Source organism: Marinobacter shengliensis (genome assembly GCF_003007715.1).
GTDB lineage: Bacteria > Pseudomonadota > Gammaproteobacteria > Pseudomonadales > Oleiphilaceae > Marinobacter > Marinobacter shengliensis.
Genome location: NZ_PXNO01000008.1, coordinates 62,345 through 80,361, shown reverse-complemented (window position 1 = coordinate 80,361; position 18,017 = coordinate 62,345). Strand labels below are relative to the sequence as shown.

General features: G+C 58.5%; 15 protein-coding genes. 7 read left to right on the top strand and 8 right to left on the bottom strand.

Going from position 1 to position 18,017, the window contains the following annotated elements:
- Nucleotides 1-56: 56 nt before the first annotated feature.
- Nucleotides 57-614, top strand: a complete 558-nt coding sequence (locus C7H10_RS03065) for an RDD family protein (RefSeq protein ID WP_058090304.1) — start codon at nt 57-59, stop codon at nt 612-614.
- 19 nt (nt 615-633) lie between these two features.
- Here C7H10_RS03065 and lptG read toward each other — a convergent pair whose 3' ends face one another.
- Both lptG and lptF read right to left on the bottom strand, forming a co-directional pair.
- The gene (gene lptG, locus C7H10_RS03060) at nt 634-1,695 is read right to left on the bottom strand and encodes an LPS export ABC transporter permease LptG (RefSeq protein WP_106693714.1); all 1,062 of its coding nucleotides are present in this window, start codon (nt 1,693-1,695) and stop codon (nt 634-636) included.
- On the bottom strand, nt 1,688-2,791 hold the full coding sequence (lptF, locus tag C7H10_RS03055; RefSeq protein WP_244178167.1) for an LPS export ABC transporter permease LptF: 1,104 nt from the start codon (nt 2,789-2,791) through the stop codon (nt 1,688-1,690). The genes lptG and lptF overlap by 8 nt, the downstream gene beginning before the upstream one ends.
- Before the next feature lie 226 nt (nt 2,792-3,017).
- On the opposite strand from lptF, the gene C7H10_RS03050 reads away from it, so the two are divergent.
- From C7H10_RS03050 to C7H10_RS03030, 5 genes are all read left to right on the top strand, one after another.
- On the top strand, nt 3,018-4,508 hold the full coding sequence (locus tag C7H10_RS03050; RefSeq protein WP_106693712.1) for a leucyl aminopeptidase: 1,491 nt from the start codon (nt 3,018-3,020) through the stop codon (nt 4,506-4,508).
- Nucleotides 4,498-5,007, top strand: coding sequence for a DNA polymerase III subunit chi (locus tag C7H10_RS03045; protein WP_106693711.1), 510 nt, complete (start codon nt 4,498-4,500; stop codon nt 5,005-5,007). The genes C7H10_RS03050 and C7H10_RS03045 overlap by 11 nt, the downstream gene beginning before the upstream one ends.
- Nucleotides 5,008-5,363: 356 nt before the next feature.
- Nucleotides 5,364-8,216, top strand: coding sequence for a valine--tRNA ligase (locus tag C7H10_RS03040; RefSeq protein WP_106693710.1), 2,853 nt, complete (start codon nt 5,364-5,366; stop codon nt 8,214-8,216).
- Nucleotides 8,217-8,220: 4 nt separating this feature from the next.
- The gene (locus C7H10_RS03035; RefSeq protein ID WP_106693709.1) at nt 8,221-9,105 is read left to right on the top strand and encodes a ketopantoate reductase family protein; all 885 of its coding nucleotides are present in this window, start codon (nt 8,221-8,223) and stop codon (nt 9,103-9,105) included.
- A 25-nt stretch (nt 9,106-9,130) separates the two neighbouring features.
- Nucleotides 9,131-9,688, top strand: a complete 558-nt coding sequence (locus C7H10_RS03030; RefSeq protein WP_106693708.1) for a cob(I)yrinic acid a,c-diamide adenosyltransferase — start codon at nt 9,131-9,133, stop codon at nt 9,686-9,688.
- Nucleotides 9,689-9,720: 32 nt separating this feature from the next.
- Here C7H10_RS03030 and C7H10_RS03025 read toward each other — a convergent pair whose 3' ends face one another.
- The 4 genes from C7H10_RS03025 to C7H10_RS03010 all read right to left on the bottom strand — a co-directional run bounded on the left by C7H10_RS03025 (nt 9,721) and on the right by C7H10_RS03010 (nt 15,793).
- On the bottom strand, nt 9,721-11,751 hold the full coding sequence (locus C7H10_RS03025) for a methyl-accepting chemotaxis protein (RefSeq protein ID WP_106693707.1): 2,031 nt from the start codon (nt 11,749-11,751) through the stop codon (nt 9,721-9,723).
- Between the two features lie 115 nt (nt 11,752-11,866).
- On the bottom strand, nt 11,867-12,754 hold the full coding sequence (gene ampE / locus C7H10_RS03020) for a regulatory signaling modulator protein AmpE (RefSeq protein WP_061332690.1): 888 nt from the start codon (nt 12,752-12,754) through the stop codon (nt 11,867-11,869).
- Nucleotides 12,755-13,381 (bottom strand): 1,6-anhydro-N-acetylmuramyl-L-alanine amidase AmpD, encoded by a 627-nt coding sequence (gene ampD, locus C7H10_RS03015; RefSeq protein WP_425269108.1) that lies wholly within the window; start codon nt 13,379-13,381, stop codon nt 12,755-12,757.
- Between the two features lie 90 nt (nt 13,382-13,471).
- Nucleotides 13,472-15,793 (bottom strand): DUF1631 domain-containing protein, encoded by a 2,322-nt coding sequence (locus C7H10_RS03010; protein ID WP_106693724.1) that lies wholly within the window; start codon nt 15,791-15,793, stop codon nt 13,472-13,474.
- Between the two features lie 224 nt (nt 15,794-16,017).
- Between C7H10_RS03010 and nadC the strand changes: the two genes are divergently transcribed.
- Nucleotides 16,018-16,857 carry a carboxylating nicotinate-nucleotide diphosphorylase gene (gene nadC, locus C7H10_RS03005; RefSeq protein ID WP_106693706.1) on the top strand — a complete coding sequence of 280 codons (840 nt, stop codon included), beginning with the start codon at nt 16,018-16,020 and terminating at the stop codon, nt 16,855-16,857.
- 21 nt (nt 16,858-16,878) lie between these two features.
- Here the strand turns inward: nadC and C7H10_RS03000 are convergent, their stop codons facing one another.
- Entirely contained in the window at nt 16,879-17,205 is a 327-nt protein-coding gene (locus C7H10_RS03000) for a YqcC family protein (protein ID WP_106693705.1), read from the bottom strand.
- Nucleotides 17,206-17,215: 10 nt separating this feature from the next.
- A complete protein-coding gene (locus tag C7H10_RS02995; protein WP_061332687.1) occupies nt 17,216-18,013 on the bottom strand; it encodes a ParA family protein in 798 nt (265 codons plus the stop codon).
- Nucleotides 18,014-18,017 lie beyond the last annotated feature (4 nt).

The following is an 18,017-nucleotide window of genomic DNA, read 5'->3' as shown; positions in this document are numbered from 1 at the left end:
CGCTACTCTAGCACACGCCGAGAACAGGAAAAACGTGAAACCTCACAGGAGATTCCATGCCCCGACGCTTTCATAACGCCGAGGAACTTTTACCGCCAGCCACCGCACTGAAGCGAGCCCTGGCCATTATCTACGATGGATTGATCAGTATCGCCGTGCTGCTGGTAGCCACCTGGGCTTACACCATGATTGCAGGCTGGATAACCGGCTGGGAACAGTACGAACAGATGGCCGAGGCAGGCGAACTCGAGGGCGGCCCGGGCCTCACCTTCACCCTGTTCCTGGTGCTCTACCTGTTCTTCGCCTATTTCTGGACCCGTATCGGCCAAACCCTGGGCATGCAGGTGTGGCGCATTCGAATCGAGAACCTGGATGGCACGTCCGTCAGTTGGACCCAGGCCTTGCTCCGTTATGGCAGCGCTGCGGCAGTCATCGTGTTGACCATGATCGCCGCCTACTACGTAGGCTCCCTAACGCTCCTGCTCACGGTGCCCGCTGTGATCGCCCTGTTCTACCCGATCAACGGTTTGTCGCTGACCGATCGCGCATCCAACAGCGTCGTTGTGGCCGTGCCCGCACCAGACAAATCAAAAACCGCCAAAAACAAAAAGTAATGCGCCCGGGCCGGCCATCTCAGCCGGCCCGCCGCATCAACACGGCCCCCACCAAAGCGTTCACCAGAATCGGCACCAGTACCGCCAAGAGCGGATTAAACCCGTATACCATGCTCATGGGCCCCAACAAATCCTGCATGTACTTGAACAACAGGCCCACCAGCAGGCCGGTGAACACGCGGAACCCCATGGTCACAGAGCGCAACGGGCCGAAGATGAAGGAAATGGCCACCAACACCATCACCGCCGTACCCAGCGGCATCAACGCCTTTTTCCAGAACGCAAGCCAATAACGGGCAGCCGTCAACCCCTGCTCTCCCAGATAGGTGGCATAAGTGTACAGGCCGGCCATGGAAAGATTTTCTGGTTTGACGATCAACACACTCAGCACTTCCGGTGACAGCCCGGTCTCCCAGCGCAAGGCGGCATGCTCATTGCGCAGGGTGCGTTCGTCCTCAATGCGAGTGGACACCACCTTCTCCAGCAGCCAGTGATCACCCTGGAAAATCGCTCTTTCAGCAAAGCTGGACACTTCCAGCTCCCGGTCGTCTCCAAAACGGAACAAAGATACGCCATGCAATACGCCGTTTGGCTGAACAGCATTCAGGTGCATGAACGTGTTCCCCTCCCGGTGCCAGACACCGTGGGCCGACGCAACATTCCTGCTCGCCCCCAGGGCCACCGCTTTGTCGCTCTGCGCCATGCGCTCCGTGGTCGGCGCAACGTATTCACCGATGGCCAGCCCCAACAAAACAACCACCAGGGCCGGCTTCATCGCCGACCAGACAATCCGGCGAATGGAAACACCGGCAGCCCGGATAACCGTCAGCTCCGAAGAGCTGGCCATGGCACCTAGCCCTACCAGGCACCCCATGAAAGCACCCAGCGGCAGATAATCGTATATTCGCCTTGGCAAGGTCAGAAATACATACCAGAGCGCCTGCAGGGTCTGGTAATCGTTGCGGGTGTCGTCCAGCTCGGCAATAAAGGCGAAAATCACATCCAGTGACAGCACCACCATCATCACCAGGAACATCGCACCGCCCACGGTGCGCATGACGTAACCATCGATTCTACGCATGGGCACGGGCCTCCTTTTCCAGGCGCCGCTTATAAAGCCAGGCAGGGCCAAACTGCAACCAAAGCCCCAGCGCCAGGAAAATCACATGCACCCACAACATGCCTATCCACTCCGGCACCTTGCCATCCGCCAGGGCATCCCGCGCTACAATCAGCAACCCGAGGTAGGTGATGTAAACCAGCATCGCCGGTAGTAGATGGAAGAAACGGCCCTGGCGCGGGTTAACCCGACTAAGACGGACCGCCAGCAGGGTCACGATCGGCACAATCAACGGTAGCGAGAAACGCCAATGTAGCAGAGCCCGGTCCTCCGGCTTATCCGATTGCCAGAGCGCCCTGGTGCTGATGCCCTCCTCGAGCTCCCGGTTACCGGCTTCTCCACCCATGATCTTAAGGCCATAGGCTTCGAACCGGGTAACATTGTAATCAAGCCTGCCAGGTTGCCCCTGAAACCGCCCACCGTTCTCCAGAATCAGGAACCGGCTACCGGTTTCCTGATCGATCAACTGGGAACCAGACTCGGCGGTGATCAGAGTCACGCCTTGCCCGTTACGATCATACTCGGCGATGAATACTCCCTGGAGCTGCCGCTTATCTTCGCTCAGGGCCTCGGTGTAGGTAACCCGGCTACCAGACGTAAAATCCTGAAATCGCCCCGGCGCCAGCATCTCGAACTCTGTGGCGGTGCGCGCTTCGTTGAAGATAGCCTCCACCTGCTTCATACCCCACGGCGACACATACAGGCTCATGCTGGCCACAACCAGCATCACCGGTACACAGCCAATCAGGGTTTTCGCCAGCAACTGCCTGTCGCTGACACCGCAGGCAAACAACACCGTCATTTCACTTTCAAGGTACATCCGCCCGTAGGCCAGCAGGATGCCGATAAACAGCCCCAGAGGCAGAATCAGCTCCAGGAATCCCGGAAAGCGGTAGGCCATGATGGAAAACAGAACGCCGGCGGGAATCTCGCCTTCTGCGGCATTGCCCAGGTACTTGATAAAGCGACCACTCATAAACACCAGCAACAGGATGCCGGAAACGGCAACCATGCTGACCATGATCTGGCGAATGAGGTAACGGAAAACGATGTTCAAATCAGTCTCTCTGGCAGCGCCGAAGCGTGAGATGGTCGATAACGGAAACTGCGGGTATTCTATGTAACCTTGGCGATGAATGACAGTATAAGCCTGATACGATAAAGCCATCGTAACGATACAAGCCTGCCGCTTGATTAATCGAGCTTTTGCCCCAATCCTATGGGCATCGGATGAACAACGCCTACCACATTCAACAAAGCACAACCTGACAACGGGAGTTGCCATGAATTTCAGCCTGAGCAGCAAAGCCATCACCGCCACCAAAACCGATTGCCTGGTTATCGCGGTGCCTGAGAAGGGCGAGTGGCCGGAAACCACAAAAGCAGCAGACGAAGCACTGGGAGGGCTGATCAAGCAACTTGAAAAAGCGGGCGACCTGACTGGCAAGAACGCGTCTGTAAACACCCTGCCCCTGGTCGATCAACCATGGCAGCGCGTGGTTGTGGTCGGCACCGGCAAAGACAGCGACCGCACGCCAGCCAACTTTCGCAAGGCACTGATCGCCATGATGGGCGCCCTGAAAGACGGCCCGTCCAAGAGCGCACTGATCTGCCTGGCCGACACCAGCCTGCAGGGTGAGGACGCCGTCAGCTCCGAAGAAGCCCGCCTGAACCTGATCGGGCGTGTTCTGGAAGACCAGCTCTACACCTTCACCGAATTCAAGAGTGAAAAGCCAGCTGCCCGTAAACTCAAGAAGGTGGTGGTGCAGGCTTCCGGTTCCGCCAAAGCCTTGAAAGACGCCTTCAACCAAGGCCTGGCTACCGGGCGCGGCATGAATTACACCAAAGATCTGGGCAACACCCCGCCCAACATCTGCCACCCGGTCTGGCTCGCCGAGCAGGCCAAGAACATGGCCAAGGAATACGACTGCATCAAGACCGAAGTGCTTGATGAAAAGCAGATGGAAAAGCTGGGCATGAACACCATCCTTGCGGTGGGCAAAGGCTCCAAACAGCCCCCGCGCCTGATCGTGATGGAATACCGGGGCGGCAAAGCCAAAGACAAACCCTATGTATTGGTGGGTAAGGGCATCACCTTCGATACCGGCGGCATCAGCCTCAAGCCCGGCGAAGGCATGGATGAAATGAAATACGACATGGGCGGTTCTGCCAGCGTGTTCGGCACCATGAAAGTGCTGGCCGAAACCAAACCCAAGATCAACGTGGTTGCCGTAATCGCCGCTGCCGAAAACATGCCTGACGGCGGCGCCTCCCGCCCCGGCGACATTGTCACCACCCTGAGCGGCATGACCGTTGAAATCCTCAACACCGACGCCGAAGGCCGCCTGGTGCTGTGCGACGCCCTCACCTACGTGAAAAAATTCGACCCGGAAGCCGTGGTCGACATGGCCACCCTCACCGGCGCCTGTATCATTGCTTTGGGTAACCAGGCCACCGGCCTGCTGTCCAATAACGACGAACTGGCACACGAACTGCTGGCCGCTGGCGAACGCACCGGCGACCGCGCCTGGCGCCTGCCGCTGTGGGACGAATACCAGAGCCAGCTCGACAGCAACTTCGCCGACATGGCTAACATCGGCGGCCGCCCCGCTGGTACCATCACCGCGGCCTGCTTCCTGAGCCGCTTCGCCAAAGACTACCGCTGGGCCCACCTGGACATCGCCGGCACCGCCTGGAACTCCGGCAAAGCCAAAGGCGCCACCGGCCGCCCGGTCCCCCTGCTTGTCGACTACCTGATGACCCATGCAGGATAACCAGCCAAACCCACCGGAACCCGGCAGCCCAGCTGCCGGCCCCTCCGGCCGGGACGACCAGAACCAGCGCTACTGGTTCCACATCCTCGCCCAGAACACCCCAGCCGCCCGCAACCTCCACGCAGCCAAACTCGTGGACAAAGCCTGGCAGCAGGGCGACCGCGTGTGCATCCTCTGCGACACCGAAGAACAGGCCCAAGAACTCGACGACCTGCTGTGGAACATCGCCCCCGATGCCTTCATCCCCCACAGCATCGCCCAAGACCCAACTACCCCCTGCCCCGACCCAGTAGGCATCCTGCTCTACCCACCGGCCGCCGTGGACTGGGATACCGTTATCGTCCTGTCCTCAACACTGCCCGACGATGCCGACCAGTACCGCCGACTGGCTCTAGTGGCGCACAACGACCCAGCTGTATTGAACCAGGCTCGGGGACACTACAAGCAACTGCGGGCGATGGGGATTGAAGCGCGGGTACACGACATGCGAAAGCGCTAATTTTTATTAGCCACGGACACTCACGGACTTACACGGACAAGAAGCAGATTTGGCAACTGATTGAAGCAAAGAGTTGAGGGGCGGACAGCACAAGGTCATATCTGTGGGGTTGGGGACAGGCTTTCCAAAAATTTCGTAGGCCATGGATGGCCGGAGACAAGCGCCACAGGGATGTGCCGCAAGGAGCGCTTTTTGGAAAGCCTGTCCCCAACCCCACACCGCACCGATCTAGCAGGCTACCGAAACCGAAGCCCCGACGAGCCTCGAAGGTTCGCCGCAATCAAAGCGACCATGTATAATCGGCCCACTCAGAATTTCCCTATGTGAATCAACCAAAACGGTCACTGCATAATCCCATGGAAAAAACCTACCAGCCAGAAAACATCGAGCGCCAGTGGTACGAAAACTGGGAATCCAAAGGCTATTTCCGCCCCAGCGGCGAAGGCGACTCCTACAGCATCGCCATCCCGCCACCCAACGTGACCGGCAGCCTGCACATGGGCCATGCGTTCCAGCACACCATCATGGACACCCTCACCCGCTTCAAGCGCATGCAGGGCCGTAACGCACTGTGGACCGTCGGCACCGACCACGCCGGCATCGCCACCCAGATGGTAGTCGAGCGCAAACTGGCCGCAGAAGAAGACAAAACCCGCCACGACCTGGGCCGGGATGAATTCATCAAGCGCATCTGGGACTGGAAAGAACACTCCGGCGGCACCATCACCCGCCAGATCCGCCGCCTCGGCAACTCCGTCGACTGGGACAACGAACGCTTCACCATGGACGACGGCTTCTACAAAGCCGTACAGGAAGTGTTTATCCGCCTGTACGACGAAGGCCTGGTGTACCGCGGCAAACGGCTGGTGAACTGGGACCCGAAACTGCACACTGCCATCTCCGACCTTGAAGTCGAGAACAAGGAAGAGAAAGGCTACTTCTGGCACCTGCGCTACCCGCTGGCAGACGGCCAGAAAACCCAGGACGGCAAAGACTACGTCATCGTAGCCACCACTCGCCCCGAGACCATGCTGGGCGACACCGCCGTCGCCGTCCACCCGGACGACGAACGCTACCAGCACCTGATTGGCCAGCACGTACTACTGCCGTTGGTAAACCGCCGCATTCCCATCGTGGCCGACCACCACGCGGACCCGGAAAAAGGCTCCGGCTGCGTGAAGATCACCCCAGCCCACGACTTCAACGACTACGCCGTGGGCAAGCGCAACAACCTGCCCATGATCAACGTCATGACGCAAGACGCCAACATTCGCGAGGTGGCCGAAGTCTTCAATGCCGACGGCACCGAGAATTCCGAGATCAACAGCGCCCTGCCGGCCGCCTATGCTGGCCTGAGCCGGGAAGCGGCCCGCAAGCAGATTATCGCCGACATGGAACTGGCGGGCCTGGTCGAAAAAATCGAAGACCACGTGCTGAGCGTGCCCCGCGGTGATCGCTCCGGCCTGGTCATCGAACCGATGCTGACCGACCAGTGGTTTGCCGATGCCAAAACCCTCGCCAAACCGGCTATTGAAGCGGTGGAAGACGGCCGCATCCAGTTCGTGCCCAAACAGTACGAAAACATGTACTTCGCCTGGATGCGCGACATCCAGGACTGGTGTATCTCCCGTCAACTCTGGTGGGGCCACCGGATTCCGGCCTGGTATGACGCCGATGGCAATATTTACGTAGGCCGGAGCGAGGCTGAGGTGCGCAGCAAACACCAGCTTTCAGACACACTGGAACTCAAGCAGGACGACGATGTACTGGACACCTGGTTCAGCTCCGCCCTGTGGACCTTCGGCACCCTGGGCTGGCCGGAAATCACCGAACGCCTGAAAACCTTCCACCCCACCGACGTGCTGGTGACCGGTTTCGACATCATCTTCTTCTGGGTTGCCCGGATGATCATGATGACCATGCACTTCATGAAGAACGACGACGGCACCCCACAGGTACCCTTCCATACCGTGTATGTAACCGGCCTGATCCGGGACGAGCACGGCGACAAGATGTCCAAGTCCAAGGGCAACGTGATCGACCCGCTGGATATGATCGACGGCATCAGCCTGCCCGAGCTGCTGGAGAAGCGCACCGGCAACCTGATGCAGCCGAAGCTGGCTGAGAAAATCGGCAAGCGCACCGAGAAAGAATTCCCAGAAGGCATCGCCGCCCACGGTACCGATGCCCTGCGCTTCACCCTGGCGGCCATGGCCACCACCGGCCGTGACATCAACTGGGACATGAAGCGCCTGGAAGGCTACCGCAACTTCTGTAACAAGCTGTGGAACGCCGCCCGCTACGTGCTGATGAACACCGAAGGCGAAGACTGCGGCGTGAACGACGAGCCGGTGGAGCTGTCGCTGGCGGACCGCTGGATCATCAGCGAACTGCAGCACTGCGAGCAGGAAGTCATCCGCCACCTGGACCAGTACCGCTTTGACCTGGCCGCCTACGCCCTGTACGAGTTCATCTGGAACGAGTACTGCGACTGGTATCTGGAACTGTCCAAGCCGGCCCTGAGCGACGACAACGCCAGTGTCGAGGCCAAGCGCGGCACCCGCCGTACCCTGGTTCGCGTGCTGGAAGCTGTACTGCGCCTGGCACACCCGATGATGCCGTTCATCACCGAAGAAATCTGGCAGCGCATTGCCCCGCTCGCCGGCAAGCAGGGCGACAGCATCATGCTGCAGCCCTACCCGCAGCCAGATGCCAGCAAGCAGGATGCGGAAGTCGCTGCCGATATCGAATGGCTCAAGGGCGTTATTCTGGCCGTGCGCAACATCCGTGGCGAAATGAACATCTCTCCGGCCAAACAGGTTCCGGTTCTGCTGAAAGGCGGCAATGCTGATGATGAGCGCCGCCTCAACGCCAACCGCCAGTTCCTGATGTCCCTGGCCAAGCTGGAGAAACTGGAATGGTTCGAGGGCGACAAGGCTCCCATGAGCGCCACCCAGTTGGTGGGCGAAATGGAAGTGCTGGTGCCCATGGCCGGCCTGATCGACAAAGATGCCGAACTCAAGCGCCTGGACAAGGAACTGGAGCGCCTGAACAAGGAAATCGGCCGCCTGGAGGGCAAGCTGAACAACGAAAAGTTCACCGCCAAGGCCCCAGCCGACGTCGTAGAGAAGGAAAAAGATAAACTGAAGGATGCCCAGGGCAGCCTGCAGCGGCTCAGTGCACAACGGGCTGAAATCGAGGCCATGTAAGGCCATGATTGCCATCCTCGGCGCCGGCTCCATGGGCCGGCTCTGGGCCGCAACGCTACCTGCCGGGCAGGTAGCGTTTGTGCCCCGCCCGGGCCAGATGCCCGATCCCGTCTGTTACCGCTTTCAGGCTATCGAAGGCAAATCACTTAGCGTCACCATTCCCTGGCTACAGCCTGGTCAGTCGCCTGAATTGTTACTGGTGACCACCAAAGCCGGAGACACCCTCGAAGCCCTCAAAGATGCCCTGCCCTCGATTGCCAGTTCGACACCCATTGTGTTGTTCCAGAATGGGCTGGGCAGCCAACAGCAGGTTTCAGAAACCTGGCCGCAACGCCCGGTGCTAGCCGCTTCTACCACCGAAGGCGCCAACCGGCCCGAACCGGGCCTGACCGTTCACGCAGGCTGCGGCGCTACCTGGGTTGGTGCTTTAAACCCTACCGGGCAACCCCTGGTGGGCCGGGTTGCCCAGCAACTTGCCGAAAGCGGCCTTGAGGTTCACCCTGAACAGGACATACTTGGCCGGCTCTGGCAGAAGGTCGTCATCAACGCGGGCATCAACGCCTTTACCGCCATTCTGGACTGTCCCAACGGCGCAATACTAGAGCAGCCGTATTACCAACAGTGGATCAACCCATTGTGCGAGGAAATCAGCCGCCTGCTGGCTGCCGCCGGGCAACCGCAACAAACTCCGGAAGCTCTGCGCGAAAGCATTGAGGCGGTTGCCCGCAGAACCGCCACCAACACCTCCTCCATGCGCGCGGATGTGCTGGCAGGGCGCCCCACGGAAATCGACTTCATCAACGGTTATCTGACCAGGCTTGGCCAGCAGCACGGCATTGCAACAACGGTGAACCAAATGCTCACTGAACGGGTACAACAACTGAACTGATCATTTATCAACGGGAGTACAATTCATGGGCAACCGCCTGTCTAAGATCTACACCCGCACCGGTGACGACGGCTCTACCGGGCTGGCCGATGGCAACCGCATCGCCAAAAATGCCCAGCGCGTGGAAGCCATGGGCATGGCGGATGAACTCAACTGCCACATCGGAGTGTTGATTGAAGCGCTACCAGCCGGTGACAGCCTGATCGAGACGTTCCGGCGGATTCAGCACCACCTGTTTGATCTTGGCGGCGAGTTCGCCATCCCTGGCAGCAAGGTGATCAGCGACGACCATATTGATTGGCTGGAACAGACCCTGGATGAGCATAATGCCGACTTGCCGCCATTGAAGAACTTCATTCTTCCCGGAGGTTGTCCTGCCGCCGCACAATGCCATCTGGCCCGGGCCGTTTGCCGTCGTGCGGAGCGCGTGGTGGTAGCGCTGGGCCACGAAGATTCCATCAATACCGCGTCCCGTCACTACCTGAACCGGCTGTCTGACCTGCTGTTTGTCATTGCCCGAGTGCTGGCCCGCCGGGATGGCAGCCAGGAAATTCTCTGGGAACAAAAAAAATCCGGCCTCTGAGGGCCGGATTTTTCTGATCAGAGGCAACTGCCTTATACCTTGAACGCCTCTACCAGCCGCTGAAGCGATGCCGTCAATTCCGACATCTGACGGGACGACGCCAGGGTCTCCTCAGCGTTGGCAGCAGTGCTCTGCCCCAACTCGCCGATACGCTCCACGTTGGCGTTCACGTTCTTGGCCACCGCAGACTGCTCTTCTGCGGCCTGGGCAATCTGGTGGCTCATATCCACAATCTCGGAGATGCCTGAAGCAATGCGGTCCAGTGCTTCTGTCACCTCGCCGGATTTCTGAACGGTTTGCTCGGTGGCATCGTGGCTCGAGGTCATGGCAGAGACCGCTTCTTTAACACCACCTTGCAGGCGGGAGATCATGCCTTCAATCTCTTCGGTCGATTTGTGGGTGCGCTGAGACAGTGAACGCACCTCATCAGCCACCACCGCAAAACCGCGACCCTGTTCACCGGCCCGGGCCGCTTCAATGGCCGCGTTCAGAGCCAAGAGGTTGGTCTGCTCGGCTATGGCCTTGATCTCGACCAATACCTGGCTGATGTTGTCGCTGTCTGAACTGACCCTGTTTATCACCGCTACCGCACCAGCGATTTCTTCCGCAAGACGGTTAATAGTTTGCACGGTAGCCGCCACAACCTGTCGGCCCGTCTCGGTATCACGCTCTGCGCTACCGGCGCTGTCCGCTACCCGATGGGCACTCTCAGTCACCTCGTTGACCGCCTCCACCATCTGCCCCATGGCTTCGTTTATCTGGCCGGTCTCTTCCATCTGGCGGGCAACCGCTTCACTGTTGGCTGCTGCAGTCTCGTTAACCCTCACCGCCTGACTGTCAACATCATTCGTGGTCCCGCTGACAGAGCGGATCAGTTCGGCAATCCGGTCCGTCATATTATTGAATTCGGTGGTCAGCTCGCCCAGCTCATCACGATTGTTAAGCTGGATGTGCGCCGTCATATCACCAGCGGCGACGCTGCGAGCCGCCTCACTGAACCGGTTGATGGCGGTTCTTACTGACATAAAGAAGCCGATGTAGAGGTACACCACAAGAAGCATCACGCCGATCAGAGCCCCTACAATCAACCTGCGCTGGCCGGTCTCCCGCTGCAGTCGCTGTTCAAGGTTGCCAGAAACCACATTGAAAATGCTGTCATTGAGTGAATCGTAGTAGTCCAGCTGGGAGGATACGGTGGCGTCAAATTCCTGCCAGGGCTGTTCCAGGCGCATCGGGGTGATGATGTTCAGGTCCAGTTGCTCGCGCAGCGCCATCAGGCTTTCATCGACCCGCGTCACAGCGCCGCCGGCCCTGCTTGACAGCTTGGGAGAGGTTTCAACCGCAACCGACAAGGCAGGCGACAACAGGGAGCTGCGGTTGGTCAGCTGGTCATAGATTTCATTCAAAATCTCGCTCAGGTTATAACCCACCTGGCCATCCACCAGGGCAAAGATACCGTAAGATCGGGCCCTGCCAACAACGGTCCTCGCCTCAGGCAGCGCATTACGCACCAGCCCAAGCAGCAACAGATTTTCCCGCGAGGCGTCTTGTCCAAGTCCCGAAATTTCAATCGTAGCCGGCAACAGGGCCAGCACCTTCTGAACAAACTCGTGGTAATACTTGAACTGTGGGTCTATGTTGCCCTGGTAGTTGTCGTCCTGCTTCAGTTGCTCCCACTCCGCCTGCAAGGCCAGAACCTGATCCTTCCAGGAACCAGAGGAATCGAACGAGCGGTTGTGCCCAGCAAGGTCTGAAAGCAGGCCATCAATCTTCTCGGCAGCCTCACCTGCCCTGCCCAGGAGTTCGTCTTCATCCTTGAGCACACCCGGCGCCTGGTAGTCGCGGTAAGCCATAGACGAAGACAACAGCTGGTCTACCTTGCGAAGTTCGGCAAGGCCCTCGATACCGCGAGTCATGGTTTGAACGGATTGATTGAGGCTGGAAATAACCAACCACGACAGGACAATGATCGGGCCCAGGAACAAGATGCTGATTAGGCTGAACTTGTAGACCATGGGCAACCGATTCATCAGGCTAACAGCTGGATTGATCAAATATTTCACGGCGCCCTCTCGCTGATTCTAATAACTGAATCTTTATTCTTTGTTTGATTATCGCCCAAGGTCGGAAAAACTTAATCACCTTTAAGTGTTATTCTGTAATGTTTTATGACACTCCTCAGACCACCCCGGCAATGACCAGCAACGCGGCAACGCAGATCCACACCAGCATGCTCCGGTTCAACAATCCCCGTATGGCCGCCAGGCTACGCCCGCCAAAACTTGTCCACTCATCCGGGTGCAACCGCGCAAACTGGGCTGGATCAAGCGCATAACCGGTTAACGACCCGTTTGCGGAAATCATGAGGACTTCCGAGGTTTTTCTTCCAAAACCGGGCAGGACTTTCTTCGCCTCCTTCGACCAGCCCGCGAGATCACCGGCCAGCCCCAGCGTGCAGGACAGTAGGCGAGCAGGAATCCAGCTGGCCAGGTTGGCCAGAGTCCGGAATCGGGCGCGGGCCGCTTGCTGCGGCCATTGCTCAGACAACGCCACCAGGCCTCGGGCAACCAGGGCAGCACCTATTCCACCCACCACATACCAGAAAGCCACCAGGAAGAACCGCTCGAAAACCCCGATCACCAGAGCCTTGGATAACGACAGATGCATGGCCTCTGGTGACAGCGCGGCGCCCCGCTCTTCCGGTGGCAACCGGTTCTGGATATGTCGCCAGGCCGCCTGCATGTCGCCCCGGCTCCAGGCTTCCGAATAGTCACGTAACTGATGCCGCCAACCCGGCGCGCCCATCAGCAACACCAGCACGATCAGCTCCAGCGGATAGGCCGCCAGCCTGAATCCATACCATTCCAGCAAACACACAACGCCCACCAACACCAGTCCGGGCAGCAGAATCCAGATCAGCCCGGAGGTAATGGCATCCTCCTTTCCGGCCTGAATTTTCGCGCCCCGGTGAAACCAGGCACGCCAAAGCACGTCGCCATCAAGCCGGTTCCGGCTATCCAGCTGACGCCGAATAAGGTAGGCCAAAAGAAACACGACAAACACCATTCAGGCGATCTCCTCATGGGCCAACAGCTGGGAAAAATACCGCCAGTCGAACGCTGGACCAGGGTCAGTTTTCCGGCCAGGCGCAATATCGCTGTGGCCGGTAATGCGCTCGGCGCTGATTTCGGGCCAGGCCATCATGGTCAACCGCGCCATGTCTGCGAGTGTCCGGTACTGTTCGGGCGTATAGGGAACATCGTCTGCCCCCTCCAGTTCGATACCGATAGAGAAATCGTTGCACTCTTCCTGGCCGTCAAAACAGGACCGGCCGGCATGCCAGGCCCGGTCCAAACAACTGACAAACTGCACCACTGAACCATCGCGACGCACCAGGGCATGAGCGGAGACCTGCATGGCGACGATGGATTCAAAATAGGGATGGGCGGCTGGGTCAAGCCGGTTGCAGAAAAAGTCTTCAATCTCCGTTCCCCCGAATTGCCCGGGAGGCAGGCTGATGTTGTGAACCACCAGCAGGGAAATGGCAGAGCCCTCAGGCCTTGCACCAAAATTCGGCGAGGGCACCCATCGGCTGCCAGGGTAACGGCCGGTCAGCCTTAACTGTTCAGCCTGGCTGGAGAGGGAGTCGTTGTTATGCTTGTTGTCTTGATTGAAAGGGTCAGAGATTGGCAAGGCGTATCCACTGTCGCTTTATGATGTTCAATCGATTGAATCACAAAGCGACGGTGGATGCTATGGATGGAACGGTGCGGATTCGCGCCTTCAATCCTTTCGACTATGGCGAAGGTTATCGATGATGGATTCCAGCGCCCGGTCAAAAATCAGGCCGTCGTCCAGAAGCGTAATAACGCCGTCCTGCAGCGCCACCGCCAGATCATCCCGATGGTACTCTGCCACCTTGGCGCCGCTGCGATTGACAAAAATGTACTTGCCGGTTGCCTTTATGAAGGCCGCCAGTTTGCAGCGAACACGGGTATCATCGCGCACCATCTCGATCCACGAGCCAACCCTGAGCTGATCTGCCCGGGCCAACCATTCCGCCGCAACAACCGAGGCAGACGGCGCTTCTTCAGCAGCCACCGGCGCTTCCGTTGCCGGCTGCGCGTCACTTTGAACGGTCTCCGCCACGACCGGTTCGGTTTCAGATTGCGCGATTTCCTCTGGGGCACCGGCATCCACCTGAGGTTCCGGTGGCGCCAGCATTTGCTCCGGCTGATCCAGCTCCTCTTCGGCCAGGGCAGGGTCTTCCGGCGCCTTCTCGACATCACTGACCGGAGCTGTTACCAGTTTCTGGAAAACATCAACATGAGCCAATTCCAGGTCACGAATGGCAGCGTCGGTTGAGAACGGGTCCCAGGAAATTTCCTGCAAAGCACTGCGAAGGTCCTCGACCACCTCCGGTATTGCTCGAAGCAGCTCAGAGCGGGTTTCATCCGATACCGGCCTTGGGTCCACACTCCAGATCAGTCGCTCGGTTACCGCGCAGGCGGATTGCCACTGCTCGCTTTCTTCGCCCTGACGCAGTACCACCCATTGCAGGTAACGAGTCCAGGGCTCGCTGAGAATCTGCATCACCGCAGCTGGTATTTCACGGCCGGCTGTTTCTTCCTGAATGAGGTTGGTGGCCGCCTGGCTTGCACGTTCCTGGCGAGCCCGACCTTCCTCAGCGTCCCGAAGACGCTGCTCAACCAGCTCACGACGGCGCCGGTCCAGATCCATAAAGTGCCCGAAATCCTTGAGCAACTCCTCGAACAATTCGACATTGTCGGTGAATTCATTCAGGACACGATCAACCACTTCTTCAATTTTTTCCCGGAGCGGGTCCCGCATGCCCTGGCGCTTTTCGGACCAGCCAATGGCCGACAGTGCGAGTTCATTCAACAACTTGCGAACCGGATGACCGCCACGATTGAAGAAATTACGATCGCTCAGGGCAACCTTCAGGACCGGAATCTGCAAGCGCCCGATCAGCGCCTTCATCACCGGATGTAATTGCCGATCTTCCAGTATGAAATCGAACAGCATCGAGACGAGATTGACGACATCGCCGTCCACCTGGCCCAACGCCGCTTTCTTGCCGCCCGGCTCCTGCAGGACCGAGACAATCTGCTGGCGCAATGGCACCACTTCTGCCCCGGATACCTGGGTGAGAGAACCTTGCAGATCACTGAGCCGGGCCATCAACCCGCCAGTATCGAGTGTCACGCCACCCGCGGGCAGGCCGCCCGCGGCGGACGATGTCTCTCCCTGATGCAGCAGCGCACTCAATTCCGAAAACGTGGGGAAACTGGCAGCACCACTCGACCCGTGCTCGGCACCTGCCTGCCCTGGCGACAAAGCCGGGGCTCCAGCCTGTGGCACCGGCCTCTTCTGCTGGGGCGACGAACCGCCGACAGGTGCCCGGCGCATATCTGGCAACACGCCTTCGGCTACCAGGGTTTTATTGGCCTGGTCATACAGGGCTGCAAGCTTATCCACCAGCAGGCGCTCAAAAAGCTTGAGTACAACCAGCTTGGCACGAATATCGATATCCAGGTCAGAACAGGCCTCGGCAATTCCGCCACAGATAACCTCGGGGCTAAGGGGCATCTGATCATCAGACATCTGAATCTCGGGCATCAGGTGGCGCACGCGAGCGGCCAGCATCCGGACCGGCTCCTGGTAACGATTGCGCAGCTTGGTCACCAGGTTATCAATGGCGACCTGTTGCTCGAGTTCGGAGTGATCCAAAAGGCTCAGGGAATCCTGATCGACTTCCTCAAGGGCAGAACCGGAGTGCGAGGGTTTGAAGCGTCCAAAGTCATTGAAGGCCTGGCTGACATACTGAAGCATCGAGACCGCCATGGATTTGCGGCGCAGTCTGAGCTCCCGCATGGCATCGAAATACGCTGTCTGGTCCTGATTAGAGCCAGCCCGATCCGCAAGGGCGAACAGGCTGTCGTCTGCCTGCTCGAAGAAAGACCCCAGCACAGATTTCAGAGACTGACCGGATGCGTCACGTAACCGTATAAGAGCAGGCGGAAGCGAAAACCGGCCCACCGGTTTCTGGCCGGATAAATGGACAACCTTGTTATCGTGCGCCATGGAGATGCTCCGGTGTTGATCGGCAATATCGCTGGGAATTTCTATTAATGACATGATACGGCCGATCATCGTCACCTTGTGTCAGAATTTGTCACCTTTTGTGTAACAACGACCTGCGTCACATTTTAGCAGTTATTGGCCAGGGCATTTTGCGAAACGGCAGGCTGGCAGTAGAATTGCCGGGCTCGCAGATTTCAACTCACCCAGACCGCCGGAAACCCGACATGATTGCCCCTGAACTGCTCCGCCAGGCCCGAATTGAATCCGTTGCCCAAAGCCTTCGCGAGGACATTGGTGACGGCGACATTACCGCCATGCTGATTCCGGCGGACAAAACCGCAACCGGCCGGGTGATCACTCGCGAACCGGCACGCCTGTCAGGACGAGCCTGGGTTGAGGAAGTATTCCGCCAGGTAGACCCGGCAGTGGAACTGACCTGGTTTTGCAAAGACGGCGATGATCTGGCGGCCGATGACGTTATCTTCCGGATGGCTGGCCCGGCCCGATCACTCTTGACCGCAGAGCGAGCCGCCCTTAACTGGCTGCAAACACTGTCTGGCGTTGCCACCACCTGCGCAGCCTACGCGGCGAAGGTCGCCCACACCGGTGCACGATTACTGGATACCCGGAAAACCCTGCCTGGCATGCGACTGGCGCAAAAATACGCGGTCACCTGCGGGGATTGCCACAATCATCGCCTGGGTCTGTGGGATGCCTTTCTGATCAAGGAAAACCACATTGCCGCATGCGGCTCGATTGCCAACGCCATCAGTGAAGCTCGACGCATTGCACCGGGCCGCCCGGTGGAGGTAGAAACGGAATCGATGGACGAGCTGAATCAGGCCCTGAGCGCGGGCGCCGACATCATTATGCTGGATGAATTCTCGCTTGAGGACATGGTTGAAGCCGTGCGAATTACCGCCAGCAAGGCAAAACTGGAAGCTTCCGGCGGCATCAATGCCCAGACACTGGTACCGGTGGCGGAAACCGGGGTGGATTACATCTCCATCGGCGCCCTGACCAAAGACGTCAGAGCGATCGACCTCTCCATGCGGCTGGACTGATTCCACCGCCTCGCGTCGAACTCAACGACCAGACAACAACCGGTCTATCTCTTCCAGCGCCTCAACAAGGCGCTGGCCTGACTGCGCCCGCCCCCGAAAATGCTCTTCCGCCATGGGCGCAATGCCAGATACCGAGGGTAACGGTTGCCCCGCCTCCACCAGCGCTTTCATTTTCTGCAAGAAGACAAACTGCAGCCACTGGGTGAACTCCATAGTGTCGAGACAGAACGGCTGGGTGCTCCGGAACGCATGCTCCGGTGGTGGGCTCGCCTCCCAGACGTCCATCCGCCGGAGCTCAATCTCGATTCTCAGCAGGCTGTCGGTTACCTGGTCCACTCGATTACTCATGGTCACCCGATCAGTCGGCCAAGGGCTCAAGTTCAACCGACTCACCATGCAATACCCGGTACAGGTCTTCAAACTGGCGGGTCAATGCGTGCTTGGGTGCCATATGAATCAGCGGCTGCCGGCTTTGATGGGATTCTTTCATTTTCACCGAGCTGGATAGCCGCACCGGCAACACTGGCAACCCCTCCTCCGTGAGTTCTTTCACCAACTGTTTGGGCAGGCTGGCACGCGGCTGGAACTGGTTGGCAATGATACCCTCCACCACCAGCTCCTGATTGTGATCTTCCTGCAGCTCTTTGATTTCATGAAGAATGTTGTACAACGCCTGGCGTGAGAAATCATCACAGTCGAAAGGAATCAAACACCGCTGAGCCGCAATCAAGGCCGAGCGGGTGTAGAAATTCAGGGCGGGCGCGGTATCGATGTAGATCTCATCGAAAGAATCGCTGAGCTTTTTCAGAAATTCACGGAGCTTGTAGATCTTGTGCTTGGCTTCGAGTTTGCGCTCCAGGAAGTCCAGCTCCGGGCTGGACGGCAGAACAAACAGATTGTTGAAAGATGAGGCATGCACAAACTCATCCGGGCGGCGGGTGAACATACTGAAGGCAACGGTCTGCTCCAGAAGATCCGCTGCGGTATCTTTCAGTTCAGATGCCGGCTTACCCAGCAGATAGTGTGTTGAGTTACCTTGCGGATCCAGATCCACCACCAGGGTGCGCTTGCCCCGGGCCGCGCTGATCGCCGCCAGGTTACAGGTGATGCTGGACTTACCCACACCGCCTTTCTGATTGAATACAACCCGTCTCATGTCG

Excerpts from the sequence above, each read along its gene's own strand:
- C7H10_RS03065 (WP_058090304.1), top strand. The coding sequence starts at position 57 with ATGCCCCGACGCTTTCATAACGCCGAGGAACTTTTACCGCCAGCCACC.
- lptG (WP_106693714.1), bottom strand. The coding sequence starts at position 1,695 with ATGCGTAGAATCGATGGTTACGTCATGCGCACCGTGGGCGGTGCGATG.
- C7H10_RS03050 (WP_106693712.1), top strand. The coding sequence starts at position 3,018 with ATGAATTTCAGCCTGAGCAGCAAAGCCATCACCGCCACCAAAACCGAT.
- C7H10_RS03045 (WP_106693711.1), top strand. The coding sequence starts at position 4,498 with ATGCAGGATAACCAGCCAAACCCACCGGAACCCGGCAGCCCAGCTGCC.
- C7H10_RS03040 (WP_106693710.1), top strand. The coding sequence starts at position 5,364 with ATGGAAAAAACCTACCAGCCAGAAAACATCGAGCGCCAGTGGTACGAA.
- C7H10_RS03035 (WP_106693709.1), top strand. The coding sequence starts at position 8,221 with ATGATTGCCATCCTCGGCGCCGGCTCCATGGGCCGGCTCTGGGCCGCA.
- C7H10_RS03030 (WP_106693708.1), top strand. The coding sequence starts at position 9,131 with ATGGGCAACCGCCTGTCTAAGATCTACACCCGCACCGGTGACGACGGC.
- ampE (WP_061332690.1), bottom strand. The coding sequence starts at position 12,754 with ATGGTGTTTGTCGTGTTTCTTTTGGCCTACCTTATTCGGCGTCAGCTG.
- C7H10_RS03010 (WP_106693724.1), bottom strand. The coding sequence starts at position 15,793 with ATGGCGCACGATAACAAGGTTGTCCATTTATCCGGCCAGAAACCGGTG.
- nadC (WP_106693706.1), top strand. The coding sequence starts at position 16,018 with ATGATTGCCCCTGAACTGCTCCGCCAGGCCCGAATTGAATCCGTTGCC.
- C7H10_RS03000 (WP_106693705.1), bottom strand. The coding sequence starts at position 17,205 with ATGAGTAATCGAGTGGACCAGGTAACCGACAGCCTGCTGAGAATCGAG.
- C7H10_RS02995 (WP_061332687.1), bottom strand. The coding sequence starts at position 18,013 with ATGAGACGGGTTGTATTCAATCAGAAAGGCGGTGTGGGTAAGTCCAGC.